Source organism: Bacillus sp. FSL W8-0116, from assembly GCF_038003825.1.
Taxonomy (GTDB): domain Bacteria; phylum Bacillota; class Bacilli; order Bacillales; family DSM-4216; genus Bacillus_O; species Bacillus_O smithii.
In genome coordinates, this window is the sequence record NZ_JBBOPY010000001.1 from 2,205,021 (window position 1) to 2,228,444 (window position 23,424).

Below are 23,424 nucleotides of genomic sequence, written 5' to 3' on the forward strand. Positions count from 1 at the left end.
GGCTGTACAAAATAGCTTTGTTTCGTATATAATATATTTTGCGCTAATGAAAGAGGTCATATGGAGAAGTACCCAAGCGGCTGAAGGGGACGCACTCGAAATGCGTTAGGACGGGTGACCGTCGCGTGGGTTCAAATCCCACCTTCTCCGTTACCCATTTGACAAGAGGTTCTCGGGTTGATTCCGGGAACCTTTTTGATTTATGACATTAGTCAGTTGAGCTTGCGATAGCGTGCGAAACAATAAACCACCTGCTATGCGGTGGCGCCGATTTATACTAGATCATATAAAGAAGTCCCTCCTGCATTGTCAAGGAGGGACTTCTTTATGTGCGCCCGGCATGTACATGAACTATAGGGTGTAAGTCCCGACCCCCGAAGACAGAAGTAGAGGTTAGCCAAGAGCAAGGGTGTCCGTGGTGACGCGGAATCTGAAGGAAGCTGGAGGCAAAACACCGGTCCGAGGAACACGAACCTCATATAAGGCTAGGTATGATGGAGTGAGTTTGCATAACAAAACAAAGCTCTTTCTGTCGAAGGTCATATCGAGTAAATGAGGCGGATAGATGGTGTGAAAGTGCATGTACTTACCCGGGGAGGTCTGGCGGATAGGTGAAGTACTCTTCATAACCTACTTAGTGATAAGTAGCTGAACCGTCAGAAGTCAGCAGAGGTCATAGTATTAGTTGGTCTAGAACAACTAAGAAGGACCGAACAATGAAGAGAGAATAGCCCTTGGTATTCAGTGAGTCATGATGAACACAGAAAACGTAGTACCTCACTTGAGGGAGGAAGCGGTGAATCCCGTGGGAGACCTCTTGGAGGGTGGAGTGACCACTGGCATAAAGAGAACAGCTATTCACGGAAGTTATAAAGACTTGCGTCAATTATCTTAATTGAACCGCCGTATACGGAACTGTACGTACGGTGGTGTGAGAGGACGGGAGTTAATCGCTCCCTCCTACTCGATGGAATTCATCACTTTAAAAGATTCCGTCCATGAGGGCGGCAAACCAGTTTTCCTTTTGAATTTCTTCTTTTACCGTTGCTTTTACTTGAGCCTTTTTCTCTAATTTCGTCGTTAAATATCCGTAAGAACCATCCCGCAACGTAATTTTCCCAATAACGGTCCCTTTTTGAATAGGAGATTTAACGTCTTTCCGAAAGAAGTCTCCCATCCTCTAGGAATGTGAAGGTGCGAATAGCACCAATGAGTAGGTGGGAGATGAATTTCGGTTGGCTTTAGCCAAAGTTATTTTTCCAATCCTTTTCTCAACAATTCTAAGATTGCGGCTGTTCTAGTTGGAATCCCATTTTCTTTTTGATATTGCTCCAATTTTTCTAATATCGTCTTAGGCATACGAATTTCTACACGTTCTTTCTCTTCTCTCATGATTATCACCTCATATTGATTGTACGGATTTTTTACGGTATAATCAATATATACGAAATTTTTCCGCACAAAGTGAGGTGAATTGATATGGCCAAGCAAAACAAAGCTTTCAAGTTTCGTTTGTTACCAAACAAAGAACAATCCGCATTATTAGCTAAGACATTTGGTTGTGTTCGCTTTGTCTACAATAAGATGTTAGCTGAACGCAAAGAAACGTATGAAAAGTTCAAGGATGATAAAGAATTGCTTAAAAAGCAAAAGTTTCCGACCCCTGCAAAATATAAAAGTGAATTTCCATTCCTAAAAGAAGTGGATTCTTTAGCTTTGGCAAATGCACAAATGAACTTACAGACTGCTTATAAGAATTTCTTTGAAGGAAATGCGGATTTTCCAAAGTTCAAAAATCGTAAAGCAAAACAATCCTATACAACTAATATGGTCAACGGAAATATTAAGCTAGAAAATGGTCATATCAAACTGCCAAAAATCAAAAAGCCAATAAAAATGAAACAGCATAGAGAGATACCTGCTGATTATAAAATCAAATCTTGCACTATTTCTAAAACAAAGACAGGCAAATACTACATTTCAATTTTGACAGAATATGAGAAAGATATTCGTCCAGTTAAAATACAGAAAGTTGTTGGTTTGGATTTTGCTATGGATGGTCTATATGTCGAGAGTGAACAGGGTAAGAAAGCCAATTACCCACGTTACTATCGGCAAGCCTTAGATAAATTAGCAAAAGCACAACGAATTCTTTCTCGAAGAAAGAAAGGTTCTGCAAGATGGGAAAAACAACACCTGAAAGTGGCTAAGCTACATGAAAAGACAGCGAATCAGCGCAGAAACTTTCTTCATCATAAGTCAAAAGAATTAGCAACAAACTATGACGCTGTGATTATTGAGGACTTAGACATGAAAGGCATGTCTCAAGCCCTCAACTTTGGAAAAAGCGTTCATGATAACGGCTGGGGGATGTTCACTACTTTCTTAGCGTATAAGCTAAAAGAACAGGGGAAACAACTTGTGAAAATTGATAAGTGGTTTCCCTCCACTAAGAAGTGTTCATGTTGCGGCAAGGAAAAAGAAATGCCATTATCTGAACGTGTATATAAATGTTCTTGCGGCTTTGTATTAGATCGCGATCACAATTCAGCAATCAATATCAAAAATGAGGGATTACGCTTATTAGCATAAAGAATAATAACTTTCGGAACGAGAGGGTTAGCTCGGTCAATTTTCTGTCATTAGACGGGATTACCCGAGAAGCCCCCACTTCAATCAAACCGTAAGGTTGATAAGTGGAGGGTAGTTCACGTTTCTTTTGATCTGTTAAAAATTTGGGCATAAGCGTCAGCTTGGCTTTGATCGAATGGCTGTTTTTAGGAACCAATTCAGTAACGGTTGTTTTAGATGTAATGGCTGCTTTTTCTTTCGTCCCGTTTTCTACGGGGATCTTTTGCTGGTTCGTTGGTAAGAATTTTTCCGGTGAAATTTTTTGATAGTCCCAATGGGTAAAGCCGTAGTCCAGCAATTTTTGAGCCTGCATGTAACGGGCTTTTGAAGATCGTTTTCCTTTTTTATTTTTGGCGTCTATGATGACGGCAATCAATTCGCGTTGTCCTCTTTTAGCTAATGCTACGATGCCGTAGCCTGCTGCGTCATTCATGCCCGTTTTCAAACCGATGGCGCCTTTGTAAGGATATTTTCCATTTGGCAGCAATTGATTTTTATTGCGAAGAGGGATGCTGTACGAATCTGTAACAGGAAACTGATCAAGTTCTTTTTTTTCGATATCCATTTCATTCGGGAAAGAATGAATGAAATGGTATGCCAATAAAGCGAGATCACGGGCTGACATCTTATTTTCGCCATCGGAAGCTGTTCCTTTCACTTGGTAAGGAGCAAGATCCTGGTTGTTTAATCCGGAAGTATTCACAAAAGACGAATGTTTCAAGCCAAGCTGTTTGGCTTTGTCATTCATCATTTGGACAAAGTGCTTGTCCGATTTGCCGGCCATTCGACCAAGAGCACGGCTGGCGGCGTTGGCCGACACCAGCGTCATGGCATTATATAAATCACGCACGGTGTACGATTGCCCTTGATACAGAGGAACATTTCCCAGCCCCGGCCTAGTGGACAAGTCTTGGTCGGTGGCATCCGCATGGTAGACATCATCCCATTTGAGATCGCCTTTTTGGATTTTTTCTAAAATGAGATATTGCGTCATCAATTTAGACATGCTAGCGACCGGCAGCGATTCATCCATATTTTGGCCAAAAAGAATTTTTCCGGACTTTGCATCCACTAAAATCGCCGCTTTGGCATGAACGCTCATGTCACTGGCTGCTTCTGCTTTCGAATGGCGGCCGCTTGGAAACGACATACTGATCCCGGCGACAAGAAGGATCGCTACCAAATACATATGTACATATCGAATCATAAAACTTCCCACTCCTTCCCCCTTATTATATCTCGTTTTCTGTATAGCCGAATAAAAAAATAGAAGTACTTGTTCACCTTGCTCCCTTTGCTTTCCAATTGTCGCAAGGATTCGCCGCTATTTAGGAATAGCAAGAGAAGGTTTGCGGGAAGAAAAACAGTCAAAAGAAAAAATCCATTTTATAGAGAAGAGTGCTCTTGGAAGTTTGTGAAAAAAATGAAACTAGTATACCATAATAAGAAACATGATCTTTGGGAATGTGGAGAAAGAAGGAGGAAACAGAAGTTGGCGATTGTTTTGACCATGTTTGCCATGGGGCTCTTGCTCGGTTTTATAGGAGCAGGGGGGTCTGGCTTTATTATTGCTATATTGACTGTTCTATTTAACATCCCGATACATACGGCGCTGGGAACGTCGCTTACGGCAATGGCGTTTACCAGTTTATCAGGAGCTTATAGCCATTTTAGAGAAGGCAATACAGCTGTCGGTGTCGGACTGGTTGTCGGAATTTTTGGCGCGATAGGTTCTTACATCGGATCTAAAATAGCGACTGTTATCCCTGCCGGTGATCTTCATTGGCTGACAGCGGGAATGCTGTTTTTATCCTCCATTTTACTGTTAGTCCGTTTATCTCTGTCTAAAAAGGCCGAAGAGACAAAAACGAAAGAAGTGAAGTGGAATCAGCCGCTGACAATGATAAAGGCGATAATACTTGGAATAGTAGCCGGAATTTTATCAGGAACATTTGGAATCGGAGCCACTCCATTTATTCAGTTGGGTCTCTTGACGATGCTTGGTTTGACGATCCGCCAATCGGTCGGGACTACTATGCTGGTGATTTTGCCGATAGCGATTGGAGGCGGAACGGGGTATAGACAGGCTGGATACTTGGACTGGATATTGCTGTTGGAAGTATTGGTAGGTACCATGACGGGGGCTTATGTAGGAGCTAAATTTACCAATTTGGCCCCGAAAAGTGTTTTAAAAGTAGCCATGGTTTTAACGCCGGCCGTAGCAGCGTTGCTGTTGTTAATACAATAGTTTCACAGATTGCTTTTAATGGATTTATAAGGGTTCATGAAGCGGAGAGCGTTTTTATTGGATGAACCGGAATTCTGCCTATAACTTTAGTTTGTTCCCTTCTATAGGAAAAATGAAGAAAAAGTGTATGAAAAAACGGACTCCCTTCAAAAGAAGTTCTGTCCGTTTTTTCATTAGTTTTCTTTTGTTTGTAATTTCCGCAAAAATTGTGCTTCTTGAAACTGCCTTCTCAGTTTTTTGGTGTCATAAAAATTTTTCAACTTTGGATACACGATTGGAGCAATCAGTGCACCATATAAGAGCCATTTTTTTGCTTTTGAATTGGCCATATTCATCATCCCTTTTCCTTTGAATTCTCGTTAAATAACGCTGTGCTTCAAAAATTTTCATCCAACGGTTTGAAAACCGAAAGAAGGAAGCCAGGACCTTATTTTCCTTCGGCAACTTTAAACAAGCCATTTTATTAAATACTGTTCCGAATTAAATATACTATAAATATAGTTGGAATAAAAGTATGGATGTTTTTAAAAGTGTGATAATTTTTAAAATGATTATAATCAGGGTAATGTTGATAAAAAATGATAATCGCTTTAAAGTTCGTGCACGTCCATCAGTCAGAGATGAACAAACGATTCTTTTTTTAGCTAGTGCCTGCATTTGAGATGAAGCGGCGAGAGAGTGTGATCTTAAATTCAATGCTGTAAGATAAACTGAAAAAAGGTTGAGAGGAACATTAATATTCCCTTTCATCCTTTTTTCATTTTCGCCTTTTCTTTTAATTTTCGAGGGTCTTTTTGAAATGTATTTGTTTGGAAGTGTACATTGATGATAACGTCTATCCGATTTTCATTCATTGCCCCGAAAATTTTACATATCGCCTGTCGCCAAGCAAAAAGATTGGTTGGGGGATCACTGTTTGAATACTAGATTGTTTTAATCTTCGTTCGAAATATGCAAGATTTCGAACAATTTAAAGAGCAAGCTTAGTAGAACGGCCACGACTGTAGCCAATGCCATGCCTTTTATCGAGAAAGATCCCCATGTAAAAGTCGTTCCGCTGATCCCGATCACAAGCACGACCGCTGTCAAGATCATATTGATCGGTTTGGAATAATCGATTTGCGATTCGACCAGCATTCTCAATCCAGAAACGGCTATTACTCCAAACAATAGCAAGGAAATACCGCCCATAACGGGTGTAGGGATGGACGAAATCAAGGCAGCCAGTTTCCCGAAAAAGGACAGGAGAATGGACAGAACGGCAGCTCCTCCGATCACCCAAGTCGAGTACACTTTCGTCAGTGCCAATACACCAATGTTTTCCCCATAAGTAGTATTGGGCGTGGATCCTACAAAGCCTGATAAAGTGGTAGAGATTCCGTTTCCGAGAATAGAACGGGCAAGACCGGGGTCTTTCAATAAGTCTTTCCCCACAATATTTTGCGTGACCACAAGGTGTCCAATATGTTCAGCGACAACTACTAGAGCGGCTGGAACGATGATGGCGATGCTTGCCCAATCCCATGATGGAGCATAAAAATCAGGGATCGCAAACCATTTCGCTTCTTTGATCGGTTGAAAATCGACCATTCCAAGGGATAAGGCGCTGATATAGCCAACCGTGATCCCGATCAGAATAGGGATGATTTTCAAAAAGCCTCGGAGCACTACGTTTCCAAGAATCGTCACTCCTAACGTCAAAAGAGAAACGAAAATGGTTTTTCCGTCCGGCGACCAATGAGCGGGTGGATGGCTTAAAGGTTTAATCAACCCCGCCATGTCAGCCGCGGTAGGAACCAGTTCTAAACCGATAACCGTAATAATGGCTCCCATCGCTGCCGGCGGAAAGACGACATCGATCCACTTTGTTCCGGCCAGATGAATGATAAGGCTGATCAGAATAAAAATAATTCCTACTGCTATAAAGCCACCCAGGGCTTCATGATAGCTCTTTTCTCCCAAAACAACAAATACGGGTGAAATAAAAGCAAAGCTGGAACCTAGAAAAGCCGGTATCTTGCCTTTCGTAATGAATAAATAAAGTAAAGTGCCGATTCCGTTCATCAGCAAAATGGTGGCCGGGTTGACATGAAACAAAATAGGCACCAACACAGTTGAGCCGAACATCGCAAATAGATGCTGCAGACTCAACGGAACTAGAGCTGCAAAAGACGGCCGCTCATCTACATCAAATGTTTTCATCGATTGATTAAGCTCCTTTTGTATAAAAATTGTGAAGATAAATTTCTTGTACTATTATACGACAAAATTCGAAAAATTCCTTGTCCAAATGTGAAAGAAGTCGATTTCCTTTATGTGCCACTGACAAAACTTCTTATGAATCTCCAAAGTTAGTGAAAGGCTTTTAGACGGCTTTGTTGAATATCCTTATTTAGAAGGAAAAACGGGAGGGAACTAGTGTGGAGCAGGCATATTTTAGTTCGGAAGTAGCAAAAAGCTTAGGGATCGGGGCGAGCACACTTCGCAAATACGCTTTGGCTCTTGAAGAGAATGGCTATCATTTTGAGCGAGGCATCAACCATTCACGTGTCTTTTATCCGAAAGATGTGGCAGTCATTCAGCGGATCATTGAAGCGATCACAAAAAATAACGTTTCCTTTGAAAAAGCGATTCAAATGGCGGCCGAACAAAGCCGGGAGCAACAAGAAAATCAAGCGATTGATTCTCCAAAACGGGAAATTCATGTTCAAAGTCAAGATGTTTATGAACGTTTGCAGCAGTTGGAAGAAGGACAAAATCGACTCATCGAGATTAATCGTGAGCTGATTTGCAAATTAGAACAGCAACAATTGTGGATCAAGCAAAAAATGGAAGAAATCAAAATTGAAGAACGAGACCGTCATTTAATTCAGAGCTTAGGGACAACGCAGGAAAATAAATCAAAAAAATGGGTTCGCCCTTTTGAAAGTTTAGCCACCGTGTTGTTTGGAGAAAAAAAGAAACGCAAGCGAAATAAAACAGGGCTTTCGATTAGCTGAGGATGCAAGTCATTAATCGACATGGACAAATGTTAAAGACATTTCAAGGGAAAAAGCTGGAATGAAATTTACAAAAATACCGGGATTCTTCAGTGAACGTGGTAAATAAGAAAACCCGCCGAGATTGATATTATCCCTCTTGTGTAGACAGTTGGAAAAAAACCCATACTGTTTTGCATAGGAGGGATTTGTTTTGGCAAAAAGGGACCAAAATTCATAAACTATTCAGTTGAGTTCAAACTATTCGCTGTAAATAAGTATTTTGAAAGGGAAATGGGATACAAGGCCCTGTTTCAGAACGTGTATGGGTGACGGCAACCCACCAGAATTGGATGTTTTTCATTTGTCAAAGTTAAGATTTTACTGTGATCGTGAAAGTGACGAGATTTCTGCGGAAAAGCGAGTCGGGCGAGACCCTACTGCGGGGGACAAATAAGAGGCTTCGGGACCGCCCGCGGAAAGCAATGCCCGATACCGATCTTTACATGAATAAAGGGATGCACCGGGAGCGATTATGAATCGTCGGACAGCCTCGGATTTGTGATGGTATTGAAAAAATAGTTTTGATAGGAGATTTTGATGATTTAATAAGCTGTATGAAGGGCAGAAGAATGACACGGATCACGCTGTTTCGTCAAAGTGGGTGCCATTCTTTTAAAAATAATTAACCATATTTTAACGGAAAATTAATAATATTTTAATATAATATTTTTTTGTCTGGCTGCCGTTTTTTATAGAAACGTCTTGGGACTGGATTACAACTATTTACAGTCGTATTCGAAAAGAGGAAAATTGACATTTTTTCCATGCAAAGCAGCAAGTTCATACCATATTTTGTAGAAAATTGGATGAACTGAATAGGAGAATTACATATTGAGAAAATAAAAATAATAAAAAAATCAATGAAGAAACAGAAAATCAAAGGGAAAATTTGTATAAATATGTAGATTATTAGATGTTTTTTTCCTATAATGAGTAAATGGAGGGAATCTTTTTCATAGCAAGAGAACTGCAAAAAGATTCGTCAAAAAAAGTCGTGCCAGGAAGGAAAACGGTTTAAATGTCCATTTTTTTGCAGAAAATTATGAAGACATGTCGATAAAACAAATGGCCAGTCACGACCTATTGACAAGGCTCCGCAACCGAAATGCTTTCATGGAAGATTTGAATAGATGGATCGATTGCAACGGTGGGATGTTTGCTGTTTTTTGCTTCGATTTGGATAGCTTTCAAAAAATGAATGATGCACTAGGCCACAGGATCGGAGATAAAGTGTTGGAAAAAATAGCCGAACGGTTGCAAGAAGTCATCGGGAAACATGGGACGGTCTATAGGGTCGGCGGAGATGAATTTGTTGCTCTAGTGAAATACGGAGAAAAAAGGGAACCGTATGTTCAATTAGCGCAGCAAATAATGGAAGTTATTGGCAGAAAAATGGAAGTGGAAGAATACGAAGTTTTTATCACTACCAGCATTGGATTAAGTTTTTATCCTAACGATGGTGAAGATCCTGACACATTGTTTCAAGTCGCAGAAGTGGCTTTATCCCGGGCAAAAGAGTTCGGTAAAAATAATTGCCAAATCTATGTTTCGTCTATGAAAAGATCGACGTTTAAAATGTATCATCTAGAAAAAGAGCTGCGCAAAGCTTTAAAAAACGAATACTTATCGATCGAATATCAGCCGCGTATAGAAGCCAACACGAATCAAATTGTTGGTGCAGAAGCTCTTTTGCGTTGGCATCATCCTGAATGGGGGACCGTGCTGCCATCGGAGTTTATTCCGTTGGCGGAAGAAGGAGGATTAATTAACGAGATCGGCGACTGGGTGATAAGGAAAGTATGCGAACAAATCCATGAATGGCAAAGCCAAAACATTGAAGTTCCAACGATCTCTATTAATATATCAGCAAAACGGTTTTTGAAAAAAGGTTTATATGAAACGATCCTGCAAGCAACGACGGACCACCAAATCGAACCTTCGCAGCTGGAAATGGAAATAACGGAGTTGTCTTTACTTCTTTTGAATGACCTGGTATTGGAACAATGGAGAAAAATACAAAACTTAGGAGTGCGGATTGCTTTAGATGACTTTGGCACAGGGTATTCCTCCATTAATAGCTTAAGAAAATATCCGATTGATACATTAAAAATCGACCGTTCTTTTATCCAATATTTAGAGGAGAACGTTATTGATCAAGCCATTATAAAAGCGTTGATCGAGATGGCGCATGCAATGGGAACGCGCGTCGTGGCAGAAGGAGTAGAGACAAAATCGCAGTTGCAGTTTTTGCAGCAATGCCGTTGTGATGAAATTCAAGGATTTTTATTTAGTAAGTCGCTGCCCGGCAAGGAGATTGGACAGTTGTTTATCCAAAAAATGGTTATTCCGCGAGAAATGATTTCTAGTGAAAAAAGGAAAAACATTCAATCCAATCCATCGAATTCTTTTGTTTGTTACTTGTCAGCCAATAAAACAAAACAAACAACGGACAATGAATAATAGATGGCTTGTCGACGATCAGGGTTTATAGAGGATGGCTCGTTCATAAGCGTAGTTCGTGAAAGAATGGGTTGTCATAGAGTGAGAGATTGGACGAGCTCAATTTTCAACTTTAAGGCGGAGATCATTTCCTTGGCTGTTCATCGAGAGACATAGAAAAACATAGTAGTGAAAAAAGGAAAAAATACGAATCCATGAAAGCATAGGGCTTGCTCAAAAGGGAGTCAACTTATAATGAGCCGGCTTTTTTTGCTTTTTAAAGGATCAATTGGACGAAAAAAGATCTTTTCTTCGAAAGGGGAAAAGTACAGGCTTTTTACGCATAGATTGTCGATTTGCCTTTCTCATTCTGTTTTATGCTTAGTTAAGGTTCATAATGCAGAGAAAATTCTTGTAAATCAGTCAAAAACAAACTATGATAGACACGTATTGACAAACATTTTAAGTTGAAAGGATGGAGGGATATGACAAAAGAACAGCAAATGTTTTTATCGATTTTAAAAGCAGCTTATGAAGAAGGATATAAAAAAGATAGCAATTTGGAAAATATTTTAAACTTGATCAAAACACAGATGGTGAAATTAGAATCGAATAACTCTTAAATGAAACATGGTATTTACATAGAAAAATAGAGTGCAAAAAAGAGACCGGTTTGGAAGAAAAGGAACCGGTCTCTTTTTAATCTGAAAAAGTTGGAAAAGATTCCATTCTTTTCGGTGCGGGAAGAAAGCAGCCGAGCGATCTATTGGCAAGGCGGCAGATGGAACACGATATTTGTCCGTTTTGGATTGCGAAAGTAAGCAGATGGCTTCCGAATCTGGGCATGATGAAAGCCGCCTTTACGGAAGAAATGGGAGGGAGAAAGTTTCCTATAAAAATAGACATCCGTTTCTGCTGTGAAAGCACAACTAAATGAGTTTTCTTGCAAGTGGATCTTGATAGTTGGAGTGTTTTGGCGTATAATTTTTAAATATTATTATAGTATAAATTTTCAGAATTGAAATCACAAGTAAAATGAGGAGAAGTGGAATGGAGAGAGTCTTTAATTTTTCTGCAGGTCCGTCGATGTTGCCGTTGCCCGTTTTGGAAAAAGTCCAAAAAGAATTGCTCAATTATCGTGGAACTGGAATGTCTGTAATGGAACTCAGTCATCGATCCAGTGCATTTGAAGAAATTATTCAGGAAGCAGAAGTTTTGCTGCGTGAATTAATGAGCATTCCTGACAATTACAAAGTGTTATTTTTGCAAGGGGGCGCTTCTTTGCAGTTTGCGATGATCCCCATGAATTTGCTTGTGAAAAATAAAAAAGCGGATTTTGTACATACAGGTTCATGGTCGAAAAAAGCCATGGCGGAAGCAAAAAAATTCGGCGAAGTTCGTGTTGTCGCCTCTTCAGAAGATAAGAAATTCAGTTATATTCCATCCTTGGATCCGGCTATGTTTTCCGAGGATGCAGATTATGTCCATATTACGACGAATAACACCATTGAAGGAACTTGTTATTTCTCAGTTCCGGATACGGGAAGCATCCCTCTCGTTGCGGATATGTCTTCCAATATTCTTGCACAGGAATATGATGTGTCCAAATTTGGTCTGATCTATGCGGGAGCACAAAAAAACATTGGCCCTGCCGGTTTGACCGTCGTCATAATACGGGAAGATCTCATTGGAAACGCACCTGAGAATTGCCCCGTCATGTTAAACTATCAGACCCACAGTGATAAAGGTTCGTTGTATAATACGCCGCCGACGTTCAGTATTTATGTAGCAAAACTTGTTTTTGAATGGTTGAAAGAACTGGGCGGGGTATCCGTGATGGAAAAAATCAATCGAGAAAAAGCCCAGCTGCTTTACGAATTCTTGGATCAATCCGAGCTATTCCATTCCCCTGTGGAAAAAGAAAGTCGCTCGTTAATGAATATTCCTTTTACACTGCCTTCTGAAGAATTGAACACTCAGTTTATTAAAGAGGCAAAAGCGCAAGGATTGGAAACATTAAAAGGCCACCGTACCGTCGGAGGAATGCGTGCAAGCATATATAATGCAATGCCAATTGAGGGAGTAAAAAAGCTGGTGGAATTTATGAAAAGCTTTGAGGCAAAAACAGCTAGGAGGAATAGAAGCAATGTACACAATTAAAACTTACAACAGCATTGCCGAAAGTGGTTTAAATATTTTACGTCAAGAGAATTTTACGATTAACAATGATGATGACCAACCGGACGGCATTATATTGCGTAGCTTTAATTTGCATAATGTTGATATTCCGAGGAGTGTAAAAGCCATCGCGCGTGCAGGTGCGGGGGTGAACAACATTCCGGTGCAAGCATGTTCAGAACGAGGAATTGTGGTTTTCAATACGCCTGGAGCCAATGCAAATTCTGTGAAAGAATTGGTATTGGCTGTTTTGCTTGCTTCCTCAAGGAACTTATTTGATGGCGTGGAATGGGCGAAAACGCTTCGGGGGCAAGGTGATCAAGTTCCTTCCTTGGTGGAAGCAGGTAAAAAAGAGTTTGTCGGAACAGAGATTAAAGGGAAAAAATTAGGGATTATTGGCTTGGGTGCCATAGGGGCCCTGGTGGCTAACGATGCCCTCGAACTGGATATGGAAGTCATTGGATTTGATCCATTTATTTCCGTCGATACGGCTTGGAACTTGTCCAGAAACGTCCAAAGGGCTATGAACATTGAACAAATTTTTTCCGCATGTGACTATATTACCGTTCATGTGCCGCTTACGGATCAAACGAGAGAAATGTTCAATCGAGAAGCATTTAGCCAAATGAAGCCAGGGGTACGGATTTTGAATTTTTCTCGTGGAGAACTAGTAAACGAACATGATTTGAATGAGGCGATTGAAAAAGGGATTGTGGCTAAGTATATAACGGATTTTCCAAATGACCGCATATTAGGCATGAAGAACGTCATTGCAGTCCCGCATCTCGGAGCTTCCACGAAAGAATCGGAAGAAAATTGCGCCATCATGGCCGCCAAACAGTTAAAAGATTATTTAGAAACAGGGAATATTAAAAATTCTGTTAATTTCGCCAATGTAGAGCTCCCTTATGTCGGCAGAAAACGGATTACGGTGATCCATCAAAATATTCCAAATATGGTGGGACAGATGACTTCCATTTTAGCAGAAAGCCATCTCAACATTGCCGATATGCTGAATCGAAGCAAAGGCGAGTGGGCTTATACGTTGATTGATATTGACAATAAAGTGAATGGCGATGTTCTGCCAAGTGTAGAAGCAAGAATAAAAGAAATCAAGGGGGTTGTGGCTGTTCGGTCCATTTGATCTGCCAGTTTAAAAGATTTTAGAAAATAAAAAATAACCTGAAACAGAGGACTTATAGGCAGGCGACGTCACGATCGATGGATAGGGAGTTTCAGGCTCAAACTGTTATTCTAGTATTCTTTCTTTTAATCTTTCGAGGTTTATTAGCAAAAAAAGTTCACGGAACATATGGATTCCGTGAACTTTTTTCTGTGAAAATAATTTCCTAGGTTTCCTCGTATATTACGGGCGGAAGCAGGCAAACCTAAACAAAGACCGAAAAAAGTCAATAAGAAAGCAGAGCTACCTGTGGGAGGTAACTTTGTATAGATCTTTTTGACTTTGGTTATACTAGTTAATTTGCTTTTCTTTAAAAGCCTCCTTGTTGATAAGCATGGAGTAAATGATCCGAAGCATTCGATGCGATGTGGCAACGAGTGCTTTTTTCTTTCCTCTTCGTGCTGCCAATGACCAATATTTTGCTGCTAACCATCTGTTTCGGCATCTTGACACTGCCCAAGCCGCCTCGCACATGGCGGATTTGATAGGTGGATTCCCTTTTACCGTCCTTGTACTATACCGTTTTCCTGCACTTTCTTTGTTCCCTGGACACACTCCCGCCCATGATGCTAAATGTTGTGATGTTGGAAACTGACTCATATCTACACCCATTTCGGCGATAATGACGGCTGCTGTGTCTTTCTTAATGCCGGGTATCGTTAGAAGTAATTGAAGTTCTTCCTGATATTTCTGTAATAAAACATCAATTCTTTGTTCAATTTCGGTGATGAGGGATTCCAAATATTCAATGTGCTGCCAGGACTGACGAATCAGAAAAAGCTGATGCTCGTTTATTGTTCCAAATAAGGAATCCGCAATCCTCTGCTTTTTCGAAGCCATTTTCCCATGAATTCTTTCTTCAACATCCTTTACATCTACATATCCTTTTTCGATGAGGCGATTGAGCAGCTTTCTTCCTGAAACCCCAAACACATCTGAAATGACCGTACTTAATTTAACATTTGAGGCTTCCAATACTTTCTGAATCCTGTTCTTCTCAGAAGTTACGTGGCCAATCCATTTCTTTCTCAGCCTTGTTAAATCACGCAGCTCCCGAATATCTACCGGAGGGACAAAACTCTTTTCAATTAATCCATGGCGCAATAATTTTGCAATCCATTCAGCGTCAGAAACATCCGTCTTCCTTCCAGGTACGTTTTTAATCCTCTGGGCGTTCGCCAGGGTTATATCGAAGAAGTCCTCTAAGATATTGAACACGGGTTTCCAGTAGACTCCCGTACTTTCCATCGCAATGTGGGTCACATCATGGTCTTCGAGCCATTGTAACAACCGGAATAAATCTTTGGTCAAAGTTGGAAAGGTTTCTGTTTCCTTAATTAGTTCATCATCCTTTGAACCAATCAGAACACAAGCCACTATGGTTTCTGAATGAACATCCAATCCTGCACATCTTTCAATAAATACTTCCATCCAATCACTCCATAAAGATAGGATCACAAACAGTGAGTGAATTTGAAAATAAGCATTTTTCTGTACGTAGTCATCCTTCCATTTGGAAAGAGCTAACAAAGGGTTGAACACCAAATTCACTCAAACAGTTTTGTGTTCAGGGTCGAACCACCAAAAAAAGCCACGTATTATGAACTGTTTGTGTCTTTACCAATATGGACGGGAAGGAACTATTTTCATGCACGGGTTGGGAGAGAGACGATCATGAATGTTTTGTATGTGCGCCCGGCATGTACATGAACTACAGAAGTAGAGGTTAGCCAAGAGCAAGGGTGTCCGTGGTGACGCGGAATCTGAAGGAAGCTGGAGGCAAAACACCGGTCCGAGGAACACGAACCTCATATAAGGCTAGGTATGATGGAGTGAGTTTGCATAACAAAACAAAGCTCTTTCTGTCGAAGGTCATATCGAGTAAATGAGGCGGATAGATGGTGTGAAAGTGCATGTACTTACCCGGGGAGGTCTGGCGGATAGGTGAAGTACTCTTCATAACCTACTTAGTGATAAGTAGCTGAACCGTCAGAAGTCAGCAGAGGTCATAGTATTAGTTGGTCTAGAACAACTAAGAAGGACCGAACAATGAAGAGAGAATAGCCCTTGGTATTCAGTGAGTCATGATGAACACAGAAAACGTAGTACCTCACTTGAGGGAGGAAGCGGTGAATCCCGTGGGAGACCTCTTGGAGGGTGGAGTGACCACTGGCATAAAGAGAACAGCTATTCACGGAAGTTATAAAGACTTGCGTCAATGATCTTAATTGAACTGCCGTATACGGAACCGTACGTACGGTGGTGTGAGAGGACGGGAGTTAATCGCTCCCTCCTACTCGATTTACTGATCAAAATAAAGGAGAATGCCTTCGCATTCACATAATATGGATACTATTTTTCTTTCCATTTGAGCCAGTCATAGGATTCCAAGATGGACAGGAACGTGACTAAGCGTTCCAGAACGGGGGAGGCTTTGTCCCCCAGCTTTGTTTCTACGACATTCGCAAGCTCTAAAACTGTGCTTTTCCCGTCTATATGTCGGATGACAAAGAACCCTAAGTCATCCAATTGGATTTTTCTTTCTGACGGCTGCTTTAAAAATCTGACGGAAAATCGTTCGATCAGATTAGTACGTGGAACGATTAAACGCTGATTTTCATGGTCGATCTTTAGATTGTCTTTCAGTACCGGCACCATTTCCAAGAGATTTTTCTTCCGCCGGATCATTTTTTAGCCAGCCCTTTTTTGCTGGTAGAAGCCATGTATAACATCACGCATATGATGATAAATAAAAGAAGAGGCAGCCATTGGTTTTCGGTTGCTACATTTTCAGGAACCGGCACTTTCAGCCAAATTAAAATAGCGATGATCACGCCGACGAGAGATTCTCCCGCAATCAGACCGGATGCAAAAAGAACTCCTTTTTCGCTGCGTTTTTCTTTTTCTTCTTTTGATTTTGAAAGTACTTCTACAAGCCAGCGGACGATTCCTCCTGCCATAATCGGAACGCTTGTGTGAACAGGCAAATAAATACCGACAGCGACGACAAGGGAATTCAATCCTAAAAATTCAATTACGATTGAAATAGAAGCACCGATTAATATCAGTTCCCAAGGCAAGTTTCCACCCATAATTCCTTCTACTAATATTTTCATCAACATAGCTTTCGGAGCAGGCAGAGCAGCTGATCCCATCGTATAGGCTTTATGCAGCATCACAAGGATGAAGCCCATTACAAGACCGGAAGCCAAGACACCGATCATCATGGCAACTTGTTGTTTCCACGGTGTTCCTCCGACAAGATAACCGGTTTTTAAATCTTGGGAAATATCACCTGCTACGGCAAGTGCCGTACAAACAATGGCAGCGACAGTAAGGGCTGCAACCATTCCTTCTTTTCCGTGATAACCTGTCAGTTTAAAAATAAGCGTGACGATGAGCAGTGTGGCGATCGTCATTCCAGAAACCGGAGAAGAAGAACTTCCAACGATTCCGACTATTCTGGAAGCGACAGTTACAAATAAGAAGCCAAAAACGGCGATAGCGAGCGCTCCGAGAATTCCTACCTTCACAAACGGGTCAAGAGCAATGATAACGATGAGAACGAGTGCACCTAAAATTACGTATTTCATCGGCATGTCCCGATCGGTTCTGTCTAAGGACGCTTGGCCATTCGATCCATTGGAAAGATTTTTAAATGTGGCAGCCGCGGTTTGATATAATGTCGGGATTGATTTGGCCAATGTAATAATCCCGCCGGCTGCAACCGCACCTGCACCAATATAGCGGATGTAGTTGTCCCAAATTCCCCACGCATCCAAATGTTTAATCGGTTCTGTCGATGGGAAAATGGCATGGGTGCTACCTGCACCGAAAAATCCGATGAGAGGAATGATGACAATCCAAGCAAGCAATCCTCCCGCCAACATTTGACCGGAAATACGAGGACCAATAATATACCCAACACCGAGCAGAGCTGGATAAACATCGGCTCCCACTACCGCATTTTTAAATTTATATATGCCGGTTTCAATTTCTGTTTTAAACAGTTTAAAGCCGTCTCCCAAAGCTTTCATAAAACCGCCGATCAAAAGACCGGACGCAACCATGATGGCATTCGATCCGCCTTTTTCACCTGTGATTAACACTTCGGCACAGGCTGTTCCTTCAGGATAAGGCAATGTTTCGTGTTCTTTGACAATTAACATACGGCGCAGTGGAACCATCATAAAAACGCCTAAAAAGCCCCCGGTTAGAACAATGAAAATCAGCATAGACTGACTGATGGGGATATCCCATAAAAAGAGTGCCGGAATGGTGAAAACGGCGCCCGCCCCAAGCGCTTCACCGGCAGTTGTCATGGTTTGCACGATATTATTCTCTAAAATAGAATCTTTTCTGAAAATTCCGCGCAAAATTCCCATAGAAATGACAGCTGCAGGGATGGAAGCTGATACTGTCAATCCAACTTTTAAACCTAGATAAGCGTTCGCGGCTCCGAATAAAATGGATAAAACAATTCCTAATATAATCGCTGTGACAGTAAGCTCAGGCAGCGACTTTGACGCCGGAACGTAGGGGACGAATTTTTTTCCGTTTTTTTCAGACATAGACAAACCCCCTGAATATTAAATTTTGTTAAAAAATTAAAACGGGTTTTAACCTAAAACGGACAATAATTATACTCTTTTTTCTTCTTTCAATCAAGACAAGCGTCTCGACATGATCATTTCCATTCATAACAGGAAAGTCGGCCGTCAACATGTTATATAGAAAAATAGATTTCTTTCATTCTATATAACATGTTTTGACTTGGCCAACCATTCATCATTATTTTAGGAAAGTACACCTAACATAAAATACAGGAGCATATCTTTTTTGCGTACGTTCTGAATCGCTTTTTTATCTGTATCAGAGAATTTAAGCGGTGTAATAAAAGGAGAGTTGACTTTCTGAATATCCTTTGGATGTGGAAGGACCGCTTCTCCTTGTTTTACACCTCGAATGATTTCTTGTTTTTGTCCGACATGAATCCCCTTCGTTATTTCACGTTTTTCTACGATTCCTTCTCGGTTGAGAACGAGTACGTAGTTTTTCTTATGATCTTGAAAAACGCTGGATGATGGCACCATTAACGTACTTAAAGATTCTTTCGTTATGATGGTAATGTTTGCTTTTGAACCGGGTAGAAGAGGTTCGTTTGAATCTTTTACATTGAACAATTGGGCTTTAAAAGGATAATAGCTATTTTTATGTACAGAAGGTTCATTTTCCGGATAAGAGTCTACTTTTATGATTTTTCCTGTATATTGTTTTTTCTTTGTATCAACAGAAACTTTGACTTTTAATCCTTCTGTTACCTTTTTGCGCTGCTTTTCGTTCAATACCCCTTGGACGGCCGGTTTCAAGGAGCGGATCGTTATGATTGGGTTGTTTAATCGATCGTCGATTTTTTCTACATAGCCTGCATAAGGACTTTTTACAGTAAGTTGTTGTTTTCTTTGATCAAGTTCGCGGAGAAGAGTATCATACTTTTTCACTTCTTCTTGTAATTTGCCGATTTCCGCTTGCTGTTCTAATATTTGACTTTTAACTGTCACCTCAGCAGCGCTTGGCGTTTGATCAGAGCTTTTTAGAGAAGATTGTATGTTTTGTAACTTTTGCACTTCCTCCGTGACCAGATCTATTTCTCTTTGTGCCTGCTCTTTTTCTGCCAGCCATTTTGCTCGTTCTTCTTCTATTTCAGCCGGCGAATATTGAAAGAGTTCCGTCCCGGGAGAAACTTTATCCCCTTTTTCTACTAAAAACTTGCTGAATTGCCCCATGGAAGGATCGAAATAGACCGGATATTCCTCTTGTGGTGTAATAACGCCCGATGTATGGAATGTTTCAGCCAGATTGCCGATTTTAACCCGCGCCCATTTGTCTATCCACTGCGTTTTCTCGATTTTGCTATCTTTTTTAAAAATCAAGTAAAGATTGCCTGCTATTAAACAAGCACACAAAACGGCGATGATCATATTTCTCGTTGTTTTTCGCACGATTCTGCCCTCCTATCTTAAATAAGTTTCTCGATATGTATGGAAGTGAAGAAAGCGGTAAAGGCCCAAAAGACAATAGATAATCCTGCGATCACAGCCGCAATATAAAGCGGTTTATGATCCGTCATTCTTTTTAAGAATCGATATTGCAGGACTAATGTCCAAATTTGGAAAAGAGAGATGCTTCCAAAAAAGCGAATAAGGATCGAATGATCGGTCAAATAGCGAATCGCCGTTCCTAATGCGAAAGGAGAATAGTACCATTTCAATCCGTATAGAAACTCAAATGGCAAAAGAATAACCCTTTCTCCTATCAGAATGGTTAGAACAAAAAGCTGCAAGACAAGTGCTTTGCGGAAGTCTACTTCCATTAAGCCCCAAAATAACAATGACGGAACGACTAACACTAACAAAACAAAGAGGATGCCCCAAAATACGCTTCCTAAAACAAAAAAGACTTTTCTTGCAGCCAATTCATTTGCGGTCCAATCCGCTAATCGATGCGAAAGGTCTTCACTTCCAATGCCAAGGCAGCTGCTTACAGCCGATAGAATGACGCTAATCACCAGCAAGATGATGATTCGACTGCTTAACCCTCGGATGGTTTCAGCTTGTTCCAGCTCATAAAGCACATTCCGAGTCTTAAAAACTCCCTTCCAAAGCTTTACTTGATACATAGTTGCAACATCCTCCATAACAGGTTATAAATAACAGCAATTATTTATTATATAGAAACGGCAAGACACATACCAGACGAATATACCATAATCTCTGTGTGTGACTGCCTCCTCTTTCTACTATTATAACCAATTATTCTATCATGTTAAGAAAATGAAACATTTACGTAATAAAAAGATAATGAACTGTAAAATCACTAGTAGTTTAGTCATGATAGAATGATACTCGTTAATAGAAAAGGAGGTTATGGTGTGAAGAAAGCAATTGCCGCTCTCTTTACTGCAGTAGTATGTTTCAGCTTTGCTCATTCCTCGAATGCGGCAAGCACGACATATACTGTCAAAAAGGGAGATACATTATGGAAGATTGCCAATGCTTATAAAACGACTGTCGATAATATAAAAAAATGGAACCATCTAACATCTAACAACATTACTGCAGGAACGAAATTAATCATTCAATCTAGTTCGACCGCAACAGCCAAGAATACGTCTACAACATCCGCCGTAAACTCTACTGCGGGAAAGAAAGTGATCGTCGTTAAGGCCACTGCTTATACAGCATCTTGCAAAGGATGTTCCGGCGTTACAGCGTTGGGAATCAACTTGAAAATAAATCCGAACGCGAAAGTGATTGCAGTGGATCCTAAAGTTATTCCGCTCGGTTCAAAAGTATATGTGGAAGGATACGGCCAAGCAATCGCAGCCGATAAAGGATCTGCTATTAAAGGAAATAGGATCGACGTGTTTGTTCCATCCCTTCAAAGTGCACGTAATTGGGGAGTAAGGACAACGAAGGTGACGATCTTACAATAAATTTTCTCCGTTTATCTTGATCGTGTTAGCTCATTTCGTGTGAAATCTTGGCTTCTCACGAAATGAGCTAAATTGTTGGGCGAACTCCTGCCCACGGGAGTGAACGCAGCAGAGAAAACCTATTAAAAATCGAATTTCAAACGTCTGGAAGCAACAAAATTCCAGACGTTTTTATGTGCGCCTGACATGGGTGCAGTCTATAGGGTGAAAGTCCTGAGCCACGAAGGCAGTAGTAGTGGTTAGCTTAACGCAAGGGTGTCCGTGGTGATACGGAATCCGAAGGAAGCGAGCGGCAAACTTAGGGTCTCTCGGAACACGAACTTCATAGAAGGCTAGGTAACATTGGATGAGTCTGCATAACAAGATAAAGTCCATACTGCCGAAGATGTTACAGAGTAAATGAAGCAGATAGATGGAGAGAAAGACTGTACTCTTACCCAGGGAGGTCTGACGGACACGCAAACTGAGTTGGTAACCCATCTAGCGATGGATGGCTGAACCGTCAGAAGTCAGCAGACGTCATAGTACAAATAAGGTCGCTCCTTATTTGGAAGGACGGAACAATCAAAGAGGGTTTTCTACTCGGACATTCTAATGGAGCAATGACACAGACAATCCGAAACGGACTTACTTGAAGAGAGTAGTGGTGAATCACACGAGGGACTTCAAGAGGGTGGAGCTTATATTAGGTCTATGGAAGAGAATAGAAAACACACGCAAGGAGTCCTATTTATGAGAATGGAACAGGTTTTATCACGTGAAAACTTACTAGAGGCACTTCACCGAGTGGAACGAAACAAAGGAAGTCATGGTGTGGACGGAATGAGTGTATCCGAATTACGACCGTACATGATGGAACATTGGCATGAAATCCGCACGTCTCTACTGGAGGGAACCTACAAACCGCAACCAGTCCGACGAGTCGAAATCCCGAAACCGAACGGCGGTAAACGGAAACTAGGTATCCCTACTGTGATAGACCGTTTCATTCAACAGGCTTTAAACCAAGCATTAACACCCATATTTGATCCAGGATTCTCAGAGAATAGCTTTGGATTCCGCCGCAATAAACAAGCGCACCAGGCGGTGCGGAAAGCGAGATCCTATATCAAAGATGGTTATCGTTGGGTCATTGACATGGATTTAGAAAAATTCTTTGACTATGTAAATCATGATAAACTCATGCATTTAATCGGTAAGAAAATCAGAGATGGAAGAATCCTTTATCTAATCCGAGAATTCTTGAAGGCAGGCATTATGGAAAACGGGCTAATCACTTCCAATCTCGAAGGACTCCCCAAGGGGTCCATTAAGTCCACTTTTATCCAACATAATGCTGGACCCCTTAGACAAAGAACTCGAGAGAAGAAATCTGCGATTTGTAAGATACGCAGATGATTGTAATATCTTTGTCAAGAGTAGGAAAGCCGGAAAGAGAGTAATGGAGAACATGACAAACTTCATAGAGAAGGGTCTAGCACTCAAGGTCAACAGGGAAAAGACGGCATTAGACCGCCCTTGGAAAAGGGATTATCTAGGTTTCAGTTTTACTTATCATAAAGAACCAAAGATAAGAATCGCTCGGAAGAGCATTCGGAAGATGAAACATAGAATCAGGAAACTAACCTGCCGTTCTCACTCTATCTCAATGGAAGAAAGAATCAAAAGACTAAACCAGTACCTAATGGGATGGTGTGGATACTTTTCACTAGCTGACACTCCTACTGTCTTTAAGAATCTTGATAAATGGATAAGAAGAAGGCTCCGAATGATTATCTGGAAACAGTGGAAGAAGCCGAAAACGAAAATAAAGAAACTTATACAACTCGGAGTTCAACCATATAAAGCATATGAATGGGGAAATTCGAGGAAATCATATTGGAGAATCTCTAAAAGTCCCATATTACACAAAACCCTTGGCAACTCTTATTGGAGTAGCCAAGGGCTGAAAAGCCTGTACAGTAAATATGGCGAAAAGCGTCATTTATTTGATTGAACCGCCGTATACCGAACGGTACGTACGGTGGTGTGAGAGGACGGAGGTACTCGATTTTCATCAAGTAGAAAAGGCATTTCATCTACTAATCTGTTTGGAATGACCATGTATTACCAATTGCTTCTTTTTCCATCTAAGTTATATCAATCCATAATCATTACATGAATGTTACAAAGAAAGGGGAAAAAGGGGAAGTGAAATGATTGCGTAACA

The 23,424-nt window shown here is 40.9% G+C and carries 18 protein-coding genes, 1 tRNA gene and 1 pseudogene; 10 read left to right on the forward strand and 10 right to left on the reverse strand.

From position 1 onward, the window contains the following. The first annotated feature begins 62 nt into the window (after positions 1-62). Positions 63-150 (forward strand) — tRNA-Ser (locus tag N1I86_RS10565). 832 nt (positions 151-982) lie between these two features. On the opposite strand, the gene N1I86_RS10570 is transcribed toward N1I86_RS10565, so the two are convergent. Continuing rightward, on the reverse strand, positions 983-1,177 hold the full coding sequence (locus N1I86_RS10570; RefSeq protein ID WP_003353099.1) for a hypothetical protein: 195 nt from the start codon (positions 1,175-1,177) through the stop codon (positions 983-985). A gap of 74 nt (positions 1,178-1,251) precedes the next feature. Next, positions 1,252-1,392: a ribbon-helix-helix protein, CopG family gene (locus N1I86_RS10575; RefSeq protein ID WP_003352379.1), complete on the reverse strand. Its 141-nt coding sequence runs from the start codon at positions 1,390-1,392 to the stop codon at positions 1,252-1,254. Positions 1,393-1,479: 87 nt separating this feature from the next. On the opposite strand from N1I86_RS10575, the gene N1I86_RS10580 reads away from it, so the two are divergent. Then, a complete protein-coding gene (locus N1I86_RS10580; protein WP_003353982.1) occupies positions 1,480-2,592 on the forward strand; it encodes an RNA-guided endonuclease TnpB family protein in 1,113 nt (370 codons plus the stop codon). Here the strand turns inward: N1I86_RS10580 and N1I86_RS10585 are convergent. Continuing rightward, complete coding sequence (locus N1I86_RS10585; RefSeq protein ID WP_341096224.1) at positions 2,561-3,838, reverse strand: D-alanyl-D-alanine carboxypeptidase family protein; 1,278 nt, start codon at positions 3,836-3,838, stop codon at positions 2,561-2,563. The two genes, N1I86_RS10580 and N1I86_RS10585, sit on opposite strands and share 32 nt — an antisense overlap. A gap of 285 nt (positions 3,839-4,123) precedes the next feature. Between N1I86_RS10585 and N1I86_RS10590 the strand changes: the two genes are divergently transcribed. After that, positions 4,124-4,879 carry a sulfite exporter TauE/SafE family protein gene (locus N1I86_RS10590; RefSeq protein ID WP_004439552.1) on the forward strand — a complete coding sequence of 252 codons (756 nt, stop codon included), beginning with the start codon at positions 4,124-4,126 and terminating at the stop codon, positions 4,877-4,879. Between the two features lie 173 nt (positions 4,880-5,052). Here N1I86_RS10590 and N1I86_RS10595 read toward each other — a convergent pair whose 3' ends face one another. Both N1I86_RS10595 and uraA read right to left on the reverse strand, forming a co-directional pair. Then, on the reverse strand, positions 5,053-5,214 hold the full coding sequence (locus N1I86_RS10595; RefSeq protein ID WP_155814572.1) for a hypothetical protein: 162 nt from the start codon (positions 5,212-5,214) through the stop codon (positions 5,053-5,055). A gap of 598 nt (positions 5,215-5,812) precedes the next feature. Beyond that, positions 5,813-7,081 carry a uracil permease gene (gene uraA / locus N1I86_RS10600; protein WP_004439556.1) on the reverse strand — a complete coding sequence of 423 codons (1,269 nt, stop codon included), beginning with the start codon at positions 7,079-7,081 and terminating at the stop codon, positions 5,813-5,815. 218 nt (positions 7,082-7,299) lie between these two features. Here uraA and N1I86_RS10605 point away from each other — a divergent pair, with 218 nt between their 5' ends. From N1I86_RS10605 to N1I86_RS10625, 5 genes are all read left to right on the forward strand, one after another. After that, positions 7,300-7,878, forward strand: coding sequence for a hypothetical protein (locus tag N1I86_RS10605; protein ID WP_341096226.1), 579 nt, complete (start codon positions 7,300-7,302; stop codon positions 7,876-7,878). 1,092 nt (positions 7,879-8,970) lie between these two features. Continuing rightward, positions 8,971-10,380: a putative bifunctional diguanylate cyclase/phosphodiesterase gene (locus tag N1I86_RS10610; RefSeq protein ID WP_341096228.1), complete on the forward strand. Its 1,410-nt coding sequence runs from the start codon at positions 8,971-8,973 to the stop codon at positions 10,378-10,380. Between the two features lie 464 nt (positions 10,381-10,844). After that, a complete protein-coding gene (locus N1I86_RS10615) occupies positions 10,845-10,982 on the forward strand; it encodes a hypothetical protein (protein ID WP_004439564.1) in 138 nt (45 codons plus the stop codon). Positions 10,983-11,409: 427 nt separating this feature from the next. Next, the gene (serC, locus tag N1I86_RS10620) at positions 11,410-12,519 is read left to right on the forward strand and encodes a 3-phosphoserine/phosphohydroxythreonine transaminase (RefSeq protein WP_004439567.1); all 1,110 of its coding nucleotides are present in this window, start codon (positions 11,410-11,412) and stop codon (positions 12,517-12,519) included. After that, a complete protein-coding gene (locus N1I86_RS10625) occupies positions 12,506-13,681 on the forward strand; it encodes a phosphoglycerate dehydrogenase (protein ID WP_341096230.1) in 1,176 nt (391 codons plus the stop codon). The genes serC and N1I86_RS10625 overlap by 14 nt, the downstream gene beginning before the upstream one ends. A 330-nt stretch (positions 13,682-14,011) precedes the next feature. On the opposite strand, the gene N1I86_RS10630 is transcribed toward N1I86_RS10625, so the two are convergent. From N1I86_RS10630 to N1I86_RS10650, 5 genes are all read right to left on the reverse strand, one after another. Beyond that, positions 14,012-15,151, reverse strand: coding sequence for an IS110 family transposase (locus tag N1I86_RS10630; protein ID WP_341097190.1), 1,140 nt, complete (start codon positions 15,149-15,151; stop codon positions 14,012-14,014). A 921-nt stretch (positions 15,152-16,072) separates the two neighbouring features. Continuing rightward, the gene (locus tag N1I86_RS10635) at positions 16,073-16,378 is read right to left on the reverse strand and encodes a PqqD family peptide modification chaperone (RefSeq protein ID WP_234395479.1); all 306 of its coding nucleotides are present in this window, start codon (positions 16,376-16,378) and stop codon (positions 16,073-16,075) included. 26 nt (positions 16,379-16,404) lie between these two features. Next, complete coding sequence (locus N1I86_RS10640; RefSeq protein WP_341096234.1) at positions 16,405-18,291, reverse strand: OPT family oligopeptide transporter; 1,887 nt, start codon at positions 18,289-18,291, stop codon at positions 16,405-16,407. Between the two features lie 225 nt (positions 18,292-18,516). Beyond that, positions 18,517-19,722: an efflux RND transporter periplasmic adaptor subunit gene (locus N1I86_RS10645; protein ID WP_270584537.1), complete on the reverse strand. Its 1,206-nt coding sequence runs from the start codon at positions 19,720-19,722 to the stop codon at positions 18,517-18,519. A 17-nt stretch (positions 19,723-19,739) separates the two neighbouring features. Next, entirely contained in the window at positions 19,740-20,399 is a 660-nt protein-coding gene (locus N1I86_RS10650; RefSeq protein WP_004439591.1) for a hypothetical protein, read from the reverse strand. 252 nt (positions 20,400-20,651) lie between these two features. On the opposite strand from N1I86_RS10650, the gene N1I86_RS10655 reads away from it, so the two are divergent. After that, positions 20,652-21,215: a 3D domain-containing protein gene (locus N1I86_RS10655; RefSeq protein ID WP_270584538.1), complete on the forward strand. Its 564-nt coding sequence runs from the start codon at positions 20,652-20,654 to the stop codon at positions 21,213-21,215. Between the two features lie 732 nt (positions 21,216-21,947). Beyond that, positions 21,948-23,211, forward strand: a pseudogene (ltrA, locus tag N1I86_RS10660) (group II intron reverse transcriptase/maturase). Positions 23,212-23,424: the final 213 nt, after the last annotated feature.

Coding starts and splice junctions, on each gene's coding strand:
- N1I86_RS10570 (WP_003353099.1), bottom strand. CDS start 1,177: ATGGGAGACTTCTTTCGGAAAGACGTTAAATCTCCTATTCAAAAAGGG.
- N1I86_RS10575 (WP_003352379.1), bottom strand. CDS start 1,392: ATGAGAGAAGAGAAAGAACGTGTAGAAATTCGTATGCCTAAGACGATA.
- N1I86_RS10580 (WP_003353982.1), top strand. CDS start 1,480: ATGGCCAAGCAAAACAAAGCTTTCAAGTTTCGTTTGTTACCAAACAAA.
- N1I86_RS10585 (WP_341096224.1), bottom strand. CDS start 3,838: ATGATTCGATATGTACATATGTATTTGGTAGCGATCCTTCTTGTCGCC.
- N1I86_RS10595 (WP_155814572.1), bottom strand. CDS start 5,214: ATGAATATGGCCAATTCAAAAGCAAAAAAATGGCTCTTATATGGTGCA.
- uraA (WP_004439556.1), bottom strand. CDS start 7,081: ATGAAAACATTTGATGTAGATGAGCGGCCGTCTTTTGCAGCTCTAGTT.
- N1I86_RS10610 (WP_341096228.1), top strand. CDS start 8,971: ATGTCGATAAAACAAATGGCCAGTCACGACCTATTGACAAGGCTCCGC.
- N1I86_RS10615 (WP_004439564.1), top strand. CDS start 10,845: ATGACAAAAGAACAGCAAATGTTTTTATCGATTTTAAAAGCAGCTTAT.
- serC (WP_004439567.1), top strand. CDS start 11,410: ATGGAGAGAGTCTTTAATTTTTCTGCAGGTCCGTCGATGTTGCCGTTG.
- N1I86_RS10625 (WP_341096230.1), top strand. CDS start 12,506: ATGTACACAATTAAAACTTACAACAGCATTGCCGAAAGTGGTTTAAAT.
- N1I86_RS10630 (WP_341097190.1), bottom strand. CDS start 15,151: ATGGAAGTATTTATTGAAAGATGTGCAGGATTGGATGTTCATTCAGAA.
- N1I86_RS10635 (WP_234395479.1), bottom strand. CDS start 16,378: ATGGTGCCGGTACTGAAAGACAATCTAAAGATCGACCATGAAAATCAG.
- N1I86_RS10640 (WP_341096234.1), bottom strand. CDS start 18,291: ATGTCTGAAAAAAACGGAAAAAAATTCGTCCCCTACGTTCCGGCGTCA.
- N1I86_RS10650 (WP_004439591.1), bottom strand. CDS start 20,399: ATGTATCAAGTAAAGCTTTGGAAGGGAGTTTTTAAGACTCGGAATGTG.